The sequence below is a fragment of the Nocardia sp. NPDC050712 genome (assembly GCF_040654295.1).
Lineage (GTDB): Bacteria > Actinomycetota > Actinomycetes > Mycobacteriales > Mycobacteriaceae > Nocardia.
This window is the reverse complement of the sequence record NZ_JBFAHT010000003.1, coordinates 1,229,692-1,248,255: the sequence shown is the minus strand read 5'-3', so window position 1 is coordinate 1,248,255 and position 18,564 is coordinate 1,229,692. Positions and strand designations below refer to the sequence as shown.

Annotated in this window: 15 protein-coding genes; 2 read left to right on the top strand and 13 right to left on the bottom strand. The window is 67.7% G+C overall.

Going from position 1 to position 18,564, the window contains the following annotated elements; all coding sequences use genetic code 11:
* Positions 1–50 precede the first annotated feature (50 nt).
* On the bottom strand, positions 51–257 hold the full coding sequence (locus tag AB0H76_RS26155; RefSeq protein ID WP_011206895.1) for a cold-shock protein: 207 nt from the start codon (positions 255–257) through the stop codon (positions 51–53).
* Between the two features lie 498 nt (positions 258–755).
* On the opposite strand from AB0H76_RS26155, the gene AB0H76_RS26150 reads away from it, so the two are divergent.
* Positions 756–3,074 (top strand): DEAD/DEAH box helicase, encoded by a 2,319-nt coding sequence (locus AB0H76_RS26150; RefSeq protein ID WP_357329908.1) that lies wholly within the window; start codon positions 756–758, stop codon positions 3,072–3,074.
* A gap of 294 nt (positions 3,075–3,368) precedes the next feature.
* On the opposite strand, the gene AB0H76_RS26145 is transcribed toward AB0H76_RS26150, so the two are convergent.
* The 7 genes from AB0H76_RS26145 to ssd all read right to left on the bottom strand — a co-directional run bounded on the left by AB0H76_RS26145 (position 3,369) and on the right by ssd (position 10,484).
* The gene (locus tag AB0H76_RS26145) at positions 3,369–3,830 is read right to left on the bottom strand and encodes an Rv3654c family TadE-like protein (RefSeq protein WP_357329072.1); all 462 of its coding nucleotides are present in this window, start codon (positions 3,828–3,830) and stop codon (positions 3,369–3,371) included.
* A gap of 134 nt (positions 3,831–3,964) precedes the next feature.
* The gene (locus AB0H76_RS26140; RefSeq protein WP_357329069.1) at positions 3,965–4,276 is read right to left on the bottom strand and encodes a TadE family type IV pilus minor pilin; all 312 of its coding nucleotides are present in this window, start codon (positions 4,274–4,276) and stop codon (positions 3,965–3,967) included.
* A 41-nt stretch (positions 4,277–4,317) separates the two neighbouring features.
* Positions 4,318–4,518, bottom strand: a complete 201-nt coding sequence (locus AB0H76_RS26135) for a DUF4244 domain-containing protein (protein ID WP_357329906.1) — start codon at positions 4,516–4,518, stop codon at positions 4,318–4,320.
* Positions 4,519–5,019: 501 nt separating this feature from the next.
* Positions 5,020–5,544: a type II secretion system F family protein gene (locus tag AB0H76_RS26130; protein ID WP_357329066.1), complete on the bottom strand. Its 525-nt coding sequence runs from the start codon at positions 5,542–5,544 to the stop codon at positions 5,020–5,022.
* A 1,512-nt stretch (positions 5,545–7,056) separates the two neighbouring features.
* On the bottom strand, positions 7,057–7,749 hold the full coding sequence (locus AB0H76_RS26125; RefSeq protein ID WP_357329063.1) for a type II secretion system F family protein: 693 nt from the start codon (positions 7,747–7,749) through the stop codon (positions 7,057–7,059).
* Positions 7,750–8,050: 301 nt separating this feature from the next.
* Positions 8,051–9,238, bottom strand: coding sequence for a TadA family conjugal transfer-associated ATPase (locus AB0H76_RS26120; protein ID WP_357329060.1), 1,188 nt, complete (start codon positions 9,236–9,238; stop codon positions 8,051–8,053).
* A 133-nt stretch (positions 9,239–9,371) separates the two neighbouring features.
* Positions 9,372–10,484, bottom strand: a complete 1,113-nt coding sequence (gene ssd / locus AB0H76_RS26115) for a septum site-determining protein Ssd (protein WP_357329057.1) — start codon at positions 10,482–10,484, stop codon at positions 9,372–9,374.
* 417 nt (positions 10,485–10,901) lie between these two features.
* On the opposite strand from ssd, the gene AB0H76_RS26110 reads away from it, so the two are divergent.
* Positions 10,902–11,735, top strand: coding sequence for an HAD-IB family hydrolase (locus tag AB0H76_RS26110; RefSeq protein ID WP_357329054.1), 834 nt, complete (start codon positions 10,902–10,904; stop codon positions 11,733–11,735).
* 506 nt (positions 11,736–12,241) lie between these two features.
* Here AB0H76_RS26110 and AB0H76_RS26105 read toward each other — a convergent pair.
* The 5 genes from AB0H76_RS26105 to AB0H76_RS26085 all read right to left on the bottom strand — a co-directional run bounded on the left by AB0H76_RS26105 (position 12,242) and on the right by AB0H76_RS26085 (position 18,357).
* Entirely contained in the window at positions 12,242–12,991 is a 750-nt protein-coding gene (locus AB0H76_RS26105) for an oxidoreductase (protein WP_357329052.1), read from the bottom strand.
* A 117-nt stretch (positions 12,992–13,108) separates the two neighbouring features.
* Positions 13,109–14,797 (bottom strand): ABC transporter ATP-binding protein, encoded by a 1,689-nt coding sequence (locus tag AB0H76_RS26100; protein ID WP_357329049.1) that lies wholly within the window; start codon positions 14,795–14,797, stop codon positions 13,109–13,111.
* An 8-nt stretch (positions 14,798–14,805) separates the two neighbouring features.
* The gene (locus AB0H76_RS26095; protein ID WP_357329046.1) at positions 14,806–15,768 is read right to left on the bottom strand and encodes an ABC transporter permease; all 963 of its coding nucleotides are present in this window, start codon (positions 15,766–15,768) and stop codon (positions 14,806–14,808) included.
* Positions 15,761–16,687 carry an ABC transporter permease gene (locus tag AB0H76_RS26090; RefSeq protein WP_357329043.1) on the bottom strand — a complete coding sequence of 309 codons (927 nt, stop codon included), beginning with the start codon at positions 16,685–16,687 and terminating at the stop codon, positions 15,761–15,763. Before AB0H76_RS26090 ends, AB0H76_RS26095 begins: the two co-directional genes overlap by 8 nt.
* Before the next feature lie 68 nt (positions 16,688–16,755).
* Complete coding sequence (locus tag AB0H76_RS26085; protein WP_357329041.1) at positions 16,756–18,357, bottom strand: ABC transporter substrate-binding protein; 1,602 nt, start codon at positions 18,355–18,357, stop codon at positions 16,756–16,758.
* Positions 18,358–18,564 lie beyond the last annotated feature (207 nt).

Here is an 18,564-nt window from a genome sequence, read left to right as displayed (position 1 = left end):
TCCCCCACCTCCGTTACCGGGGGTGAGGGACGAGCTGGGGATTGCGTCACTCAGCTGAGCGCGCGAACTCCGGTGGCCTGCGGGCCCTTGGTGCCCTGGCCGACCTCGAACTCGACCTTCTGGTTTTCTTCGAGAGTACGGAAGCCCGAACCCTGAATCTCGGAGTAGTGGACGAAGACGTCAGCGGAGCCGTCCTCGGGCGCGATGAAGCCGAACCCCTTCTCCGCGTTGAACCACTTCACAGTTCCCTGTGCCATTCTGTTCCTTCTCTTTTCTACCGGAACGGCGGACAACTGGGTTCGTCCACCGGGCCCGTTCCGACCGTTGTACTGTTGGTTCCCCCTGCAGGAAAGCACCAAGCACACCGTTCGCAACATCGATCCTGCTGACGGTTTGGACTTTGGATCCGTCCCTCGAACACAGAAGCTTGCGACCAGGAACCAGTGAACCATGTCTCTGAGCAATTCGACAGTCGAGTTACCGACAATTTGCAAAAAACTTGATCTTGCGAATGCGCAGGTGAGGGACACAATGGGTGAATCCGGACTCAAGGTTCGTTTGCCTCTAGATAACCTAGTGAGCATCTGGCAAACCCCCTGTGACCCGGGTCGCTATTTGGTATCGAAATGGCAGGTAGGGGTTGCTAACCACACACGTTTCACACTTTCCCGGCGTGTCGGACGTGCCGCGTCGTGAATCCGCACGAGCCGGCAACCCTGGCGCACAGTCTCGGCGAGCTCAGCTATGGGCGATCGTTGCTGAATCGTGTCCTCCCCGGTGACCCCCGACTCACCCATGTCGTAGAGCTACCAGCGCGGCCCGCGAGCAGCACGGATTGGCCCGCCTGGGCGGCGCCGGAGGTGGTCGGCGCGCTGCACGCGACCGGCATAGAAAAGCCCTGGAGTCACCAGACCCGGACCGCCGATCTCGCCGCGAGCGGCCGGCACGTCGTCGTCAGCACCGGCACAGCATCCGGAAAGTCGCTGGGGTATCAGCTGCCCGTCCTCACCGCATTGCGCGAGGATCCCCGGGCCACCGCCCTTTATCTGGCGCCGACCAAGGCGCTGGGCGCCGATCAGCTGCGCGCGATCGGCGAGTTGACGCACGAGGGGCCACTGCGCGAAATCCATCCCGCCACCTACGACGGCGACACCCCGGCCGAGATCAGGCAGTGGGTCCGGGCCAACGGCCGCTGGATCTTCACCAACCCCGACATGCTGCACCTGGGCATACTCCGGTCGCATCAGCGCTGGGCCCGGGTATTGAAGCGGCTGCGCTACGTCGTGATCGACGAATGCCACGCCTACCGCGGGGTCTTCGGCTCGCACGTCGCGCTGGTGCTGCGGCGGTTGCGGCGCATCGCCCAGTACTACGGAGCGGACCCGGTGTTCGTGTTGTGCTCGGCCACCACCGCCGAACCCGCGGCTGCCGCATCCCGGCTGATCGGGGCGCCCTGCGTCGCGGTGACCGAGGACGGATCGCCGCAGGGTGCGCGCACCATCGCGCTGGTCGAGCCGCCCTTGACCACGCTGACCGGCGAAAACGGTGCGCCGATCCGGCGTTCGGCCACGTCCGAGGCGGCCGGGATCATGGCGGATCTGGTGACCGAGGGTGCGCGGACGCTCACCTTCGTGCGCTCCCGGCGGGCCGCCGAACTCGTCGCCATGGACACCCGGCAGCGGTTGCTCGACGTGGATCCCGAGCTCGCCGAACGGGTGGCCGCCTATCGGGCCGGATACCTCGGCGAAGACCGGCGGGCCCTGGAAGCGGCGCTGTCCGACGGCACCCTGCTCGGCGCCGCCACCACCAACGCGCTGGAGCTCGGCGTGGATATCGCCGGGCTGGACGCGGTGGTGATGTCCGGCTTCCCGGGGACCGTGGCCTCGTTCTGGCAGCAGGCCGGGCGGGCCGGGCGGCGCACCCAGGGCTCGCTGGTCCTGCTCGTGGCCAGGGACGATCCGCTCGATACCTACCTGGTGCGGAATCCGGCGGCGCTGCTGGACAAGCCGATCGAGGCCACCATCACCGACCCGCACAATCCCTATGTCCTGGGGCCGCAGTTGCTCTGCGCGGCGCTGGAACTGCCGCTCACCGACGCCGAGGTGGATACACTCGAGGCTCGCGCGCTGATGGAAGATCTCGCAGCTCAGGGACTGGTTCGGTGGCGTGGAAACGGTGGCGGACGCTGGTATGTGACCGACGCGCAGGCCGGACCGCACGATGCCGTGGACGTGCGCGGCGGCATCGGCACCCCGGTCGCGATCGTGGACGGTGAGACCGGGCGGCTGCTCGGTACCGCCGACGCCGGGCGGGCGCCCGCCACCCTGCATCACGGCGCGGTACACCTGCATCAGGGCGAGACCTATCTGGTGGACGAGCTGGACCTCGACGGCGGGGTCGCGTTCGTGACCGCCGTCGATCCGGGGTTCACCACCAGCGCCCGGCAGCGCACCTCCATCGCGCTCGACGGCGTCACCGAGCAGCACCACCATGGCGCGGTGACCAGCGGGTTGGCGCAGGTCAGGGTGACGAGCCAGGTCATCGGTTACCTGCGGACGCTGCGCACCGGCGAGGTGCTCGACATCGTCGAACTCGATCTGCCGGCGCAGACGCTGCCCACCCGCGCCGTCTTCTACACCGTCACGCCCGAGCTGCTGGATCGCGCGGGCATCGAACCACCCGATGTACCTGGGGCTTTGCACGCGGCCGAGCACGCGGCGATCGGCCTGCTCCCCCTGGTCGCGACCTGCGACCGGTGGGATATCGGCGGTGTCTCCACCGCCGAGCATCCCGACACCGGGCTGCCGACGATCTTCGTCTACGACGGGCAGCCCGGCGGAGCCGGATTCGCCGAGCGGGGCTTCGCGCAGCTGCGACACTGGCTGGGGGCCACACTCGCGGCTATCCGGTCCTGCGGGTGTGCCGCCGGGTGCCCGTCCTGCGTGCAGTCGCCCAAGTGCGGCAACGGCAATCACCCGTTGCACAAGGACGCCGCGGCCCGGCTCCTGGCGGCCGTTCTGGGCGAGCTGGATCGCACACCAGCCCCCGGTAGGGGCCCGGATTTCGATTCGTGACAGTGCCGCGCTCGGGGCGTGACCGTGTCGCCACCTGGCTGGCGGATCACCAGGTCGGCGCGGTTCGGTGCAGGTAGTGCCACTAGTGGACCGTCCGGAGCGGTTCCGGTCGATTAAAGAGGATCGATTTCAGGTTAACTGCGCTATTGCCACGGCCATTACGTTGCGACATGCGGTTTTATTCGAATAGCTCCGCGGGCACCTGCATAAATAGAACTCGAGTCGCATTTGTTGGTCAGCGCAATTACCGGAATTGCGCGGAATCCGGTGCGACTGGTAAGCGCACACCGCGCCTCACAGTTCCTCCTGCACCGGCCCGGCGCGAGCCATCGCGCTAACTTCGCGAACACCAAACAGACCCATTGGTACATTCTGTTCGGCCGTCACTGTTACATCCCATTGCGACACCACACACGCGCGCACTCGCGCCCGCATAAGACGCGCGATCTCCCCCGCCGCCGCACACCCCGCGTCACTTCCCTCCCCGAGTGCACCCGCTCCGGCCAACGCCGCCAAATCGGCCGCCGCCTGCACTCGATGCCGGGCCACCACCGCCACCCCGACCTGTCCCAGCAATATCGTCACCACGATCAGGCTTGCCAGGGCCAGGCAGGCCAGGACGGTGGCGGCGCCGGAGTCGCCTCGGGCGAGGTCCGCTGCCCGCGCGGTGCGCGCACGGGGTGGACGTCGTCGCTTCACGTGCTCGGGAACTATTGGTGTACCTGCGGTTTCGTCCGCTGCTGTCGGACCGCTCATGACGGCGGTGTCCGGCTGCGCTACACGCTCTGCGGGATTGCACGCAGTGCGTGGTGGAATGCACGCGCTGAGTGGTCGGTGGCGGGTCCTCGCAGTCACGTAAATCGCTGCTCTACGGCCAGTTTCGTCCAGATTCATCGGGCCGCTCCCGGCTCCTGCGCGGCTACGGCGTCAGCGCGCAGGACCAGAGGAAGGAAGGGCGACCGGGCGGAGACGACTGCCACCACCCGGTCACCCTCGGTACGCAGCGCGATGTCGGCGCCCGGGGGCGCTACTCGACGGGCGGAGGACAGCGCGTTGTCGTGATCCCCGCGGGCGGCCAGCCGTGCCGCTTCGCGCGCGGCGTCGACACAGCGCACCTGCGTCGACGCCGCGAACAGTGCCCCGAAGCACAGGACCACCGCGAGAACGACCGCGGTGAGCGCGATCGCCGCCTCGACCGTCACCGCACCCCTGTCCCCCCGGAGAGTCGCCGCCCCCGAGCGCTTTACACAGCGGTGTTCAGTGCCTTGTCGATGATCTTCGTCAACGCGGTCACGATCGAGTCCCCCGTCACCACGGCGTACAGCACTGCCCCGAAGGCCGCCGCGGCGATCGTGCCGATCGCGTACTCCACCGTGCTCATCCCGTCGTCGGCCACCACTGCTCGCAGCAACCGGCAGCGGATTTCCGCGTACGAGCGCGACACCGCAGCCCGCAGGCCCACGCGCTTCCACGCCCTCCGCGGACCGCTCCATATGGACGCCGATCCCGGACGGCGTCCGCTCAACGCCGCCTGTGGGTCGACTCGACCCGCTGCCGTCGTCGGGCCGTCCTGGCGCGCTGCCGTCGGTCTCGGCACCGGCTCGCGCGTTTCGGAATTCGTGCGTCGACCGGTGACGAGTTGCGTCGGGATCGCATGCAGGGCTGCGTGCCCATTTTCGAATCCGGTGCGCACCGGGGTCAGCCACGAGGCGGGCAACTGCCCGCGCCGGGGTGTGGCGCGTACGGGATTCAGTCTCGGGCCGGGTGACTGCTCGTACTCGGTGGCGGCGGGCGGCGGGAGCGGGCTGGCCCACTGACCACTCCGGAATCTGGCTCGCATCCGCATTCGTTCCGCGACCGCACCGGGTGCATTGTCGATTCGCAACGGACTCCCCTATCTCTCCCGCCCGTGCGGCCGGTCCGCGCGGGCACGTTTTGGTGGTGGTCACAGGAGGCCGTCCCCGAGGACGCGGCCCGCCAGGCCGATGACGACCGGGACTATGCCGAGGCAGAGGAAGGCCGGGAGGAAACAGAGGCCGAGGGGGCCGCTGATCAGGACCCCTGCTCGTTCCGCTCGGGCGACTGCCGCGTCCTCGAGCGCGGCCCGGTGTTGTTCGGCGAGCTCACTCACCGCGACGGCGAGGGAGGCGCCGGATCTGGCCGAGCGCCGGGCCATGCGTGCCAGTGCCTCTACTTCCGTCGCGCCGGGGCGGCCCGTCACCTCGCCTACCGTCCGTTCCCATGCTGTCCCCGCGTCGGCTCCCAGGGACAACAGATCCGCGGCCCGGCGCAGCGCTTCGCCGAGCATCTCGGGCGCGGTCGGCGCCACCGCTCGGGCCGCGCCGGCCATCGGTAAGCCGGCCCGCAAGCAGGCGGCCAGCAGGTCGAAAGCCGTAGCGACCGCGAGTGGATCCGGCTTGCTTCCTCGAAGTTTCCTGCGCGGCAGCGGCTCCACCGGATCGCTCCGCATCGAGCGGAGTCGCCGGGCTACCGCCACACGGCCTGGTAGCAGCGCCGAAGCGCCTGCAATCAGAAGAACCGAAACAGCTGCTATCCCACTCATCCCCAGCCCTTCCTTCGTCAATTCCGGTCGGCTGCTCTCTGACCGTGGGGTCGTTCCAGGCCACTACTGAACGTTGAGCCGGGTCGATCGAGAACCCCGGTTTCCGCTTCCAGCCGCTGGACCGCACTCGGCGGCCCGGCCTCTCCGCGAGCGCCCTCCTGGCCAGCGCACATCGAGAATCTCGGTGGTCCACCGCCTGCCCCGGCGGATCGCAGTGTGGAGGTCGGACCACTCTGCGAGTGCCTGCCTGGGCTGACGCACAATGTCGTCTGCTCGGCGATCGAGGCAGTCGATAGGCGCTACTGCCTCGAACCTCCTCGATTAGAGGTAGGTGCAAGTTGTGCACACTCATCCCCAGCTCGACTTCCGCATCGCGGACACGACCTCGACCCAGGTACGGCGAAAACCGTCAGTCCTCGGACCTGTGTTCATGTAGGCCGCCCGGTCTGTAGCGCGAAAGCACCTCCAACCTCGGCGGTTACGGGCCGGTCCCGCGAAGCGCCAACCGTGGCTGGACTGCTGTGACAGGCCGACAGCAGTCGGCGCCGAAACGGCTAAAACACCGCTTGGCGGGCGACCGCTCGAGCCCCCATCCGAAAGCGCCAACTCCGCGCGAGCAAGGGTTAGTGCCAGTGAGCCGGAACTCGAAAAGCCGGGGACTTCGGCGGATAGGACCGGTACAGCGCAATTGGCCGCGCCGGGGCGGGCTGCCGTGGCATATCCGCAGCAGCGTGCGGGAGCGGTGTCGCCATCGAAGGTAGGTCGGTGCCATGCGGGCGTCCCGAACCTCCACCCGAAACGCAGCTCGACCACAACTGGGAGGGATTGCAACAGCTCGAAACTCCCAGTGATCTCGTCGGCTGTGCCTCTGCGACTGTGCCCCGAGTTCGGGAGGGCTGCTGTGTTGTCCGCAACAGCCAGTCGGGGCGCTGCCGCGAGTGAAATGGCGGGGCCAGCGCCGAGCGGGTGGGCGTGCCGAAGCTTGATCTGAAGGAGCCAGCTCCGTGTGGGCGGTGGAGTGGCGCGTGAGAACATCTGGGGCGGCTTGTGTTCGTTGGGTCGGTGGGGTTGATCGCGGCGGGTCGGGGGGCCATGGGTGGGGTGGTCTGACACGATTCGGCACGAATTGTGGCGGCTTGAAGTTGTGCACAGGTATCCCCATGCTGATCGGGCGGGAGCCGTTGGATGATTCGGTTGCCGCAGGTCGCTTGCGGTGGCGGGTGGGGTCCCAGCAGGGGCGAGCAGGCTTCGAGGTGACGTGTCGTGGGCGGGAGACTTTGCGCTGCATCCGGATTGGGGGATGCGTGCGACTCGTGGCGCACGCGAAGTGTGGGCGGTGCCTCGAAGGGTGATCGGCTGGTTCACGTCGCGGGCGGAAACGGGTGGGGTGGGAATTGTGCACAGGCATCCACAGGGGGCTCATGTGAGGACCTTTCGGGTGATGGCGTCGCTCCAGAGGAGGCCGGTGCAGGCCAGGGCGGTGCCAAGTGGGAGGAGGAGGGCGCCGGCGGGGGTGGTGAAGAGGGTTTGGAGGGGGTCGGCGTCCATCAGGTGGCCCAGGGCCAGGCCCAGGAGGGGGAGGTAAGCGAGAACCGTGGCCGTGGCGCGGGGGCCTGCCAGGGCTGCGGCGGTGCGGCTGCGGAAACGGTTGCGGCACAGGAGATCTGCGCGGGCAGCGGCGAGGAGTTCGGCCAGTGCCAAGCCGTGTTGTTCGGCCACCTGCCAGGCGGTGGCGACGCGGGCGAGTTCGGAGGTGATGGCGCAGTCGGGGTAGAGCAGGCCCGCTGCACCCGAACCGCCGAGGCGGCTGCGGGCGGCACTGGTGGTGAAGGCTTGTGCTGCGAGACCTTGCGATTCCCGGGCAGCGGCCTCGGCGGCGGAGCTCGGGTGGGCGCCGACCCGGAGTTCGCCGATCACCGCGTCGAGAGCATCGAGGAGATGTGCGGATTCCGCCGTGCGGTCCCGTTCCTGCCGCGCGCGGCGAGTGCGGAGCACTACGGTGCCGCTGACCATTGCGGCGGCACTGAGCGGACCGATCCCCGCCAGAAGCACCGCAGCCAGTGCGCCGCCCGCCAACAGCGGAAATAGCATGCGCGGCAGAGGCTTCCGCACCGATGGCCTCGTGCCGAACGCCACTTGAAACCGACGACGTGCGGTCGGATCCGGTGCGGCAATCAGGGCCGCAACGAGACAAGCACACGCGGCGATCACCGGAGCGTCCCATCGCGCATCGACGGCTCCGAGCCGCCGAACCCGGAACCCACCGGGCAAAGCAGACCGCCACTGACATCTGTTTCAGCGCAGACGTGGACCGCAATGACGTCCGAGTAGATGCGCCTGGCGATCATCAGCCGAGCCGGACGTCGGCGCAGTCGCGGACGCGACCATGTGACGTAGTGCCAGGTAAACGGCTTCATCGCCCCAGCCGTTCGGCGAGGAGGCGGGTGAGGTCGTCGGCGGCGGGGGTTGGGGTGGGGGTGGCGTGCCAGGCGGGGGTTATGTGGATGCGGCCGTCTTGATCGCGTTGGACCAAGCCGATTTCTTGGAGGCCGCGGGTGCCGTTGGCGCGGCGATGGACGTGCAGGATTATTTGGACGGCGGCGGCTAGCTGGCTGTGCAGGGCGGTGCGGTCCATGCCGCCGAGGGCGGCGAGGGCTTCGAGGCGGGCGGGGACTTCGCGGGGCGAGTTGGCGTGAACTGTGCCCGCTCCCCCGTCGTGGCCGGTGTTGAGGGCGGTGAGGAGGTCGACTACCTCGGCGCCGCGGACCTCGCCGACGACGATGCGGTCGGGGCGCATGCGTAAGGCCTGGCGGACCAGGTCGCGGACGGTTACCGCGCCTACGCCCTCGACGTTGGCAGTGCGGGCGACCAACCGGACCACGTGCGGGTGGGGTGGGGCGAGTTCGGCGGCGTCTTCCACGCAGATGATGCGTTCGCTCGGGTCGACCTTGGCGAGCAGGCCGGACAGCAGGGTTGTTTTTCCCGCTCCGGTTCCCCCGACGACGAGGAAAGCCAAACGCGCGCTGATGATCCGCTCCAGCAGCAGTTTCGCGTCCGGCGGCACCGCGCCGGAGGCGGCGAGTGCGTCCAACCCCTGGGTGGCCGGGCGCAGCACGCGCAGGGACAGGCAGGTGCCGGCGTGCGCGATGGGCGCGAGGACGGCGTGCAAGCGGACGCCGAACGAATCACCCAGTGCTGCTTCGCTTCCGGAGAGGCGGCCATCCACCCACGGTTGGGCGTCGTCGAGCCGGCGGCCCGCCGACAGCGCCAGGCGCTGGGCCAACCTGCGGACGGCGGCTTCGTCGGAGAAAGTGATGGCGGTCTTCTCCAGGCCGCGGCCGCGATCGATCCACACCGCGTCGGGGGCGGTGACGAGGACATCGGCGACGTCCGGGTCGTGCAGCAGCGGCTCGAGCACGCCCGCGCCGGTCAGTTCGGTCTGCAACAGGCGCAGCGCCCGGAGCAGATCGGTGTCGCCGAGTACGGCGCCCGCCTCGGCTCGAATCGCGGCCGCGACCTGGGCCGGATCCGGGTCACCGGTGTGTCCCGCCAGCCGTTCCCGCACCCGATCCAGTAGCTGCGTGGTCACCAGGGTGGTCATCGCGGGCACCTCCCCACAGGCCCGATTCCCCGCAAACGCGCTGCACCGAGCGAATCCGCACCGCCACAAGTGAATTCGGTCACAGCTGGCCGACGACAGGCGTTCGGAGCGGCCCGGAGCACATCGACCGCGCTCATCGACTCCCCTGCCCCACAGGCGAACTCAGCACGGAGAGCACCGCGCCCGCGGCGGCCCGCAGCGGCCCGCGGCGCGGCAGAGTGAGCCCGGCGCGCTCCAGGCGGGCCGTGAGACCGGATTGGGGCCGGACGGCGGCGAGCAGGGGCAGGTCCAAGATCTCGGCGATTTCGGCGCCACGGAGACCGCCCGGCGCGGGCCCGCGAACTATCAAGCCCTGGTTGGGGTTTCGGGCACCGATGTAGGAAGACACAGTTTCGGCGGCCGCGAGCGCGCGCAGCCTGGCCGGAACGACGAGGACGACCAGATCGGCCGAGTCGAGGACGGCCTCGATGTGCGGGCCGCGTTCGGCCGAGAGGTCGCAAATCACGAGATCCCCTGCGGCCCTTCCGGCTTCGATTACGGCGTGGATGGCGGCGGGTGTTATTTCGGTGGGCAATCGACCGGCACCACCGCGCCCGCAGGACAGAACGGCCAGGCCGGGCGCCGCGGCCGGGAGGGCGGCATGCAGGGCCGCGGCGGCGATGCGGCCGTCTTCGACGACCAGGTCTGGCCAGCGCGGGCCGGTGGCGTTCTCGAGGCCGAGTAGCAGGTCGAGGCCACCGCCGAGGGGTGCGGCATCGACCAGGACGGTGTCGGAGCGGAAGCGTTGCGCGGCCGAACAGAGGGCGGTGGCGGCCGCCAGGGTGGAGGCGCCGGCACCGCCACCGGCACCCGCGACGGCGATAACCACACCGTCGCCATGGCGGTACTCGGCATGCTCAGCAAACTTTCCGACAAGCTTCTCCGCGGCGTCCGGCAGCGGGCTGACGAGCTCGGCGCCGACGGCCGCGGCGGCCTGCCAATCGGACAGCTCCGGCTCGCCGTCGGTGACCAGGACGACACCGATGCGGCGCAGATATCCGGCCGCGGCGCACGCCTGCCCGGCGGCGGTGTCGAGGATGACGAGGGGCGCGGCGGCCCAGCTGTGCCGCCCGATGGGGACTTCACGCTCGTCCAGCGCGCGTTGCGCGGCGGCCGCGATGCGGCGGACCTCCGCGCGGAGCCGGCTGTCGCGAACGAGCACCAGGGCCGGTGGGGCCGCGATCACCTGCGCTACTTCGAGTTCCATGCGCCGAGAGTGCGGCACCGCGGCGGCTTGCGGAAGACCCGTTATGCCGATTGTGGATAACTCGGAGGCTGTGGATAACTTTGCGCCGGGCCCGGCGGAATCACGGGCCGTCCCCCAAATAGAGGACGACCCCAGCCGGGGGGGGAGGAGGCTGGGGTCGTCGGGTTCAGCCCCGGGGGGTCGGGCTGAACGCACCTGGACTAAGTCCAGGTGCCAGCAATACTACACCCAAGCCCGGGCCAGAACGCAAGTCCGTCGTTCGAGAAATTTGACGCTGTCACCGGCCCGGCGTCCTCCGGGCAAACCTCGCGCCACCCGCTGCGCGGAGACGATCGATCGTTCCACGACCCACGCTCGTTCGCGCACCCGCGGACCGTGGGTCCCCGACTCCGGTGGCCGCGGCCCTATTCTGAACGGGTGACGGCCGACGATGATCAGACATCGGACAAACCTGACATCCCCAGGGAGCGCGTGGCCGCTTTCTTCGACCTCGACAAGACGGTGATCGCCAAGTCGAGCACCTACGTCTTCAGTAAGCCCTTCTTCGCCCAGGGCCTGCTCAACCGGCGCACGGTACTGGAGAGCAGCTATGCCCACTTCATGTTCCTGCTCTCCGGCGCCGATCACGATCAGATGGAGCGGATGCGCGAGCATCTGACCAGGATGTGCGCGGGCTGGGATGTCGAACAGGTGAAATCCATTGTGGCGGAGACACTTCACGAACTCGTCGATCCGCTCATCTACGCCGAGGCGGCGGATCTCATTGCCGACCACAAGATCCGGGGCCACGACGTGGTGATCGTGTCGGCCTCGGGCGAGGAGATCGTCGCCCCGATCGCGCAAGTGCTCGGCGCCTCGCACACCGCGGCCACCCGCATGGTCGTCGAGGACGGCAAGTACACCGGCGCGGTCGACTTCTACTGCTATCACGAGGGCAAGGTCCAGGCCATCGAAAAGCTGGCCGCCAGTGAGGGTTACGACCTCTCGCGGTGCTACGCGTACTCCGATTCGGTGACCGATCTGCCGATGCTGCAGGCGGTAGGGCACCCGACGGCGGTGAACCCGGATCGCAACCTGCGCCGCGAGGCGGTGGCCCGGAATTGGCCGGTGCTCACCTTCTCCAATCCGGTGTCGCTGTGGGCGCGATTCCAGGCGCCGTCGTCGACCACCCTTGCCGCGACGGCGGCGGTGGGCGTGAGCGCGGTGGTGGCCGGCGCGATCTCCTACCGGCTGCTGCGTAAGCGCCGCTGAGCCTTAGCTGCCGGGCAGTTCGGCGGTCGCCGTGCTGCTGGGCGGTGCAGCCGAGGACTAGCGAGAGCGTTTGCTGAGATCTTCGCGGCCGCGTGACGACCAGGCATTGAACCACGAAACGCCGATCAACACGCCGATGAACTGATGTTTCTGTAGCCCTTGAGTGGCGCCGGTCACAGTGGTAAAAAGGTAGCTACGGAAGGACGGAAGGCCTGGGCGGAATCGGAAGAGAAGATTCAGTCTCCCATCCCACCTTCCCAGCACGGACACCAGGCACCCACGCGGAGCACGCCGCGACAATGGCAGAAGCGTTGTGGGCCTGCGAGATTCGGTTTGTTACGGCGAGAGCCTCGCACAGGTTGCGGGGATGAACCGTGGGAGTCCGAGTTATCGCCGAGGCCGCAAACACAACCCACCTAGCACGCTTGGTAACCGGGTAGTCCGTGCTTCGCGGGCGGTGCGGTCGCAATAGCGACTACGCCGCCCGCTTTGATGTCTCCGGGCCGCTAGCCCACTGCCGAATCCGCGATCGAGGCGGCTTCGCGCGCCCCGTCTTCCAGCGCCGCGCAGCACAGGATGACCCAGGCGCCCACCGCGTCCGGCTCCCCCGTCCCGAATGCCGCGGCCGCGTCCAGGTAGGCCTGCCGGCGCCGCAACCAGAACACTTCGGGCACGCCGAGGCTGTGCGGGTCCAGGCCGCTCGACACGGTCACCAGCCGCGCGGCCGCCCGCGCGACGATGCCGTCCGCGGTACCGAAGGGCCGCAGTGTCAGCAGCTCGCCGTGCACCACCGCGGCGATCACCGGCGCGGGCGCGCGGGTCGCGAGCACCGTCTGTGTCAAGAGGTCCAGACGTTCGGCGACGCCGGGCGCGGAGCGCGGGCGGCCCAGCAGGGTCTCGTCGGTCACCAGATCGGCGGCGGCCTGCAGGTGCAGCCGGGCCAGCGCCTGCAGCGGCGCGCGCTGCCAGACCCCGGTCAGGGTGCGCAGCGCGTCCGCGTCGAGAGCCTGGCCGACACGCAGGGATCCCGCCAGGATCGGGTCCTCGACCACGCCCTCCGCCGTCGGCAGCTCGGTGCTGCCGCCGTCGATCGCCGCCGACGAACGCGCGGCCCGCACGGCCGCCTCGGCCGCCGTGGTCGGCCAGCCCCGCCGGTTGGCCTGGTGCCGGTGCACGACCGCGAGCGCGTCCCGGGCGCGGTCGGCGGCATCCTGGACGCCGGGCAGGTCGACGAGGGGCTGTAGCGGGTCGGTCACGAGGACGAGGCTAGCCGGGCCGTGCCGCGGACCGGTCGGCGATCCGCCGTTCCAGGACGAGCGGGACCTCGGACAGAACGAGCGCCCCGCCAGAAAGCGGGGCGCTCGTCCACTGCCTCAGGTCGCGGCGAGCAACTCGCGACCGGGGATGGCGTCCAGCAGCCGCCGGGTGTATTCCGTTTGCGGACTGTCGAACACCCCTGTGGTGGTGTTGGATTCGACGACCGCGCCCTTCTGCATGACCAGCACGTTGTCCGCGATCTGGCGCACAACGGCCAGATCGTGGGTGACGAACAGGTAGGACAGGCCCAATTCGGCTTGCAGATCGTTGAGCAGATTCAGGATCTGCGCCTGGACCAGCACGTCCAGCGCCGAGACCGCCTCGTCACAGACCACGACCTCCGGATTGAGGGCCAGTGCCCGGGCGATGGCGACGCGCTGGCGCTGCCCGCCGGACAGCTCGTTCGGATAGCGGCGCATCACGGTGGACGGCAGCGACACCTTGTCCAGCAGATCCCGCACGGTGGCCTCGCGTTCTTTCGCGGTGCCGATCTTGTGCGTGCGCAGCGGCTCCTCGATCGTGCGGTAGATCGAGTACATCGGGTCCAGGGAGCCGTAGGGGTCCTGGAAGATCGGCTGCACCCGACGCCGGAAGGCGAAGGCGTCCTTGCTGTTCAGCTTGGCGACCTCGCGCCCGTCGAAGGTCACCGAGCCCGAGGTGGGTTCCAGCAGGCCGAGCACCATCTGGGTGACGGTGGACTTGCCGGACCCGGACTCGCCCACGATCGCGGTGGTGGTGCCGCGTTTCAGGCGGAACGACACATTGTCGACAGCGATGAAATCCGTCGACTTCCACGGCGTGCTGCCCCGGATCTTGAACGCTTTGGTCAGGTTGTCCGCGATCACCACGTCATCGGTGACGGTCGCGATCGCCGGATCCTCGGCGAGCACCTGTTCGGCGACTTCCACCGCCTGCTCGCGAATCTCGGCGCGCTTACGTACCGCCGAGAGTCGCTGCGAGGCCAGTGACGGCGCCGAGTTCACCAGTTTCTTGGTGTACAGGTGCTGGGGATTGCGCAGAATCTGCAACGCCGGCCCGGATTCCACCACCTTGCCGCGATACATCACCACCAGGTGCTCGGCCCGTTCCGCAGCCAGCCCGAGGTCGTGCGTGATCAACAGCACCGCGGTGCCGAGTTCACTGGTCAGGCTGTCCAGGTGGTCGAGGATCTGGCGCTGCACGGTGACGTCCAGCGCCGAGGTCGGCTCGTCGGCGATCAGCAGTTTCGGCCGGCAGGACAGTCCGATGGCGATCAGCGCGCGCTGGCGCATACCGCCGGAGAACTCGTGCGGATACTGATTCATCCGCCGCGCGGCATCGGACATCCCCGCTTCCTCGAGCAGTTCGGCGGACCGCTTGGTGGCCTCCTTGCCCTTGGCGATTCCGTTGGCCTCCAGGGTTTCCTTGATCTGGAAGCCGACCTTCCATACGGGGTTCAGGTTCGACATGGGGTCCTGCGGAACCAGGCCGATGCCCTTGCCGCGTATCGCCACGATGTCTTTCGAGGAGGCGGCGGTCAGATCCTTACCGTCGAAGGTGATGGTGCCGGAGGTGACCTCGCCGGTGCCGGGCAGCAGGTCGATGATCGCGTGTGCGGTGGTCGACTTGCCGGAACCCGATTCGCCGACGATGGCCACGGTCTGCCCCGGATACACCGCGAGGTTGACCCCCCGCACCGCCGGAATCTTCTTGCCCTCGGCGGTGAAACAGACGTTCAGGTCCTTGATCTCGAGCAGTGGCTCCATCGCGGCGGTCACCTCTTCCTGGCTTTCGGATCGAGCGCGTCGCGCACCGCGTCACCGAGCATGATGAAGCTCAGCACGGTCAACGCCAGCGCGGTCGCGGGATAGAACAGGATCGGCGAGGTGCGGATGTCGACGCGGGCCTGCGCGATGTCCGAACCCCAGGAAACCACCGAGCGCGGCAAACCGACGCCGAGGAACGACAGCGTCGCCTCGGTGACGATGAAGACGCCGAGCCAGATCGTGGTCACCACGATCACCGGGCCGGCCGCGTTCGGCACCACGTGCCGCAGCAGCGTCCGGAATCGGGATACTCCCAATGCCTTTGCCGCCGTGACGTACTCGCTGTTCCTGGCCTCGATCACCGCGCTGCGGGCGATGCGGGCCGCCTGCGGCCAGGTGAACAGGGCCAGAATGACGATCACCGTCCAGATGGTGCGCTGTTCGAGCAGCTGCATGATCACGATCGCGGCCAGCATCAGCGGGATGGCGTAGAAGATCTCCGCCACGCGGGACACGAACGAATCCAGCAGGCCGCCGTAGAACCCGGCCAGGGCCCCGAGCGTGCCGCCGAACATCAGGAACAGGAATGCCGAGCCGACGCCGGCTTCGACCGAAGCCCGTGCGCCGTAGATGGTTCGGGCGTAGATGTCGCAGCCCTGTTTGTCGAACCCGAACGGATGCCCGGAGCTGCGCGGGGCCATGCTGTTGGCGCCGTCGCAGTATTGCGGGTCCGTGTCGGTGAACAGCGACGGGAAGAACACCAGCACCAGGACGAACATGATCATCAGGGTGGCGACCACGAAGATCGGATTACGGCGCAGCTGCCGCCACGCGTCGGCCCAGATACTCGTGGGGGTGCCGGTGTCGACGACCTTGTCGGTGGCGAGCACCTCCACCTCGTCCGGCGGTGCGACGTAGTACTCCTGCCCGGGCCGGGCATCGGCGGGCGGTTTCTTCTCGAGGTCAGGCATAGCGGATCCTCGGGTCGAGTGCGGCGTAGAGCAGGTCGATCAAAAGATTCGACACCAGGAAGATGACGATCAGCACGGTGACGAACGAAACCACCGTGGGCGGTTCGCCGCGGACGACCGCCTGGTACAGCGTGCCGCCGACACCGGGGATATTGAAGATGCCCTCGGTGACGATCGCGCCGCCCATCAGCGCGCCGAGATCGGCGCCCAGGAAGGTGACCACCGGGATCATCGAGTTGCGCAGGATGTGCACGGTGATGACCCGGGGCCGGCTCAGGCCCTTGGCGGTCGCGGTGCGGACGTAGTCGGCGGTCATGTTCTCGGCCACGGAGTTCCGGGTCAGCCGGAGCACGTAGGCGAACGACAGCGACCCCAGCACGAACGCCGGGACCAGCAACTCGCCGTAACTGGCCTTACCGGTCACCGTCACCGGGGCGATGCCCCACTTCACGCCGAGGAAGAACTGCGCGAGGAAGCCGACCACGAAGACCGGCACCGCGATGATCACCAAGCTGACGACCAGCATGGTCGAGTCGAACAGTTTGCCTTTGCGCAGGCCCGAGACCAGGCCGAAGATGATGCCGAAGATGCCCTCGATGGCGACCGCCATGAAGGCCAGTTTGATGGTGATCGGGAAGGCCCGGGCGAGTTCGGCTTTCACCGGGCGACCGGAGAACGCGGTCCCGAAATCGAAGGTCACGATGCCCTTGAGGTAGTACACGTACTGCATCAGGAAGGGCTTATCGAGGTTGTAGCGCGCCCGAAGCGTGGCCTCGACCGCGGGTGTCAATGGTTTCTCACCGGCCAGCGCCTTGATGGGATCGCCGGGGATCAAGAACACCATCGCGTAGACAAGCAACGTCGCCCCGAGGAACACGGGGATCATCTGGAGCAGACGCCGCAGGATATACCAAGCCATAGCTGTATTCCTCCGGAAAAGGCTGAGAGCCGCACCCCAGTAGTGGCGGTGCGGCTCCAGCGCGGCGATTACTTCAGTTCGAGGTTCTCGAAGTCGAACAGGCCACTCCAGGCGAGCGGGCCGGCCTTCATCTTGTCCGAGATACCGGCGGCGGCGATGTAATCCCACAGCGGGATGTCGGCCATGTCCTTGATCAGCAGCGCCTGCGCCTGACCGACCAGCTTGTAGGACTCCTCTTCGCTGGACGCGGACAGCGCGGCGTAGAGCAGCTTGTCGAACTCCGGGTTGTTGTAGTCGACGTTGTTGGTGTCGGAGAAGCTGAAGTACTGCGAGGTGAGGAACTGCAGCATGGTCGGGTAGTCACCCTGCCAGCCGTAGCGGAACGCCTTGCCGATGGTCTTGGCGTTCACCAGGTCCCGGATCTGCTTGAAGGTCGGGAACGGGGTGGCGGAGGCATCGATACCGAGGGTGTTCTTGATGCTGTTGGTGACAGCCTCGGCCCATTCCTGGTGGCCGCCGTCGGAGTTGTAGGAGAACTCGTACTTGCCCGACCACGGGGAGATGGCGTCGGCCTGGGCCCACACCTTCTTGGCCTCGTCCGGGTTGTACTTCAGGTTCTCCACGCCGGGCAGGTTGCCGTTGAAGCCGGGCAGCGTGCTCGCGGTGAAGTCGAGGGCGGGCTTGCGGGTGCCGCGCAGGATCTTGTCGATGATCTGCTCGCGGTTGATGGCCATCGAGATGGCCTTGCGGCGCAGCACGCCTTCTTCGCCGCCGAAGTGCGGAACGCTGGTCTGGATGCCGATGTGCTGGTTCTGCGCGGTCGGCTTGGTGATCGCGCGGTCGCCGAGATCGTTCTTGTAGGTCGCCAGGGCGCTGGCCGGGATGGTGTCGAGCGCGTCCAGGTTGCCGGCCTGCAGATCGGCGTAGGCGGTGTCGAAGGACTGGTAGTGCACGAACTGCAGGCCCTTGTTCTTGGCCGGGCGTCCGCCCTGGTAGTCCGGGTTCACGTCGAGATCGATCTTGACGTTGTGTTCCCAGGTCTTGAACTTGTAGGGGCCGTTGCCGACCGGCGCCTCGCCGAAGGCCTTCATGTCCTTGAACGCGACATCGGGCAGCGGATAGAACGGCGCGTAGCCCAGGCTCAGCTCGAAGTCGATGGAGGGCTGGGTCAGCTCGACGGTGAAGGTCTTGTCGTCGACGACCTTGAGGCCCTTCATGGTCTGGGCCTTCGGCGGATCGGAGGACACCTCGTCGAAGCCGACGATCGAGCTGTAGACGTAGCTCTGCAGCTGGGCGTTGGTGCCGAGGGCGCCGTAGTTCCAGGCGTCGACGAAGTTCTTCGACTTGACCTGGGTGCCGTCGGTGAACTTCCAGTCCTTGATCGTGATCTTGTAGTTCTTGCGATCCGAGGTCTCGATCTTGTCGGCTACCTCGTTGCGCGCCTTGCCGTCACCGTCGTAGAACTTCAGGCCGGAGTAGAGGCGGTCGACGACGCGACCACCCATGTTCTCGTTCGTATTGGAGGGCACCAAGGGGTTCTGTGGCTCACCGCCGTTGACCTTGACGATGCCGGCGCCGGCACTGTCGTCCGACGAAGAACAAGCGGTCAGCCCGAGGCTTGTGGCCACCAGTGCTGCCGCGGTCAGCGCGATTGCTCTGTTGAATCTCAACGCAACTCCCGATCTCAGGTGCGAGGGGACCGGTGGCATACGCACGGTCCAGCACCGACGCACCCTGGCCGATCCCCCAGGATGCATCGGAGGTTAACCATCCTGGACAGTCCTGTCCTGGGATCGAGCAAGGTTCATCCCACAATTTACAAATACGGTGGAATAGCCGTTACACAGAAATTATCGCGCGAATATCGCCCATCCGCC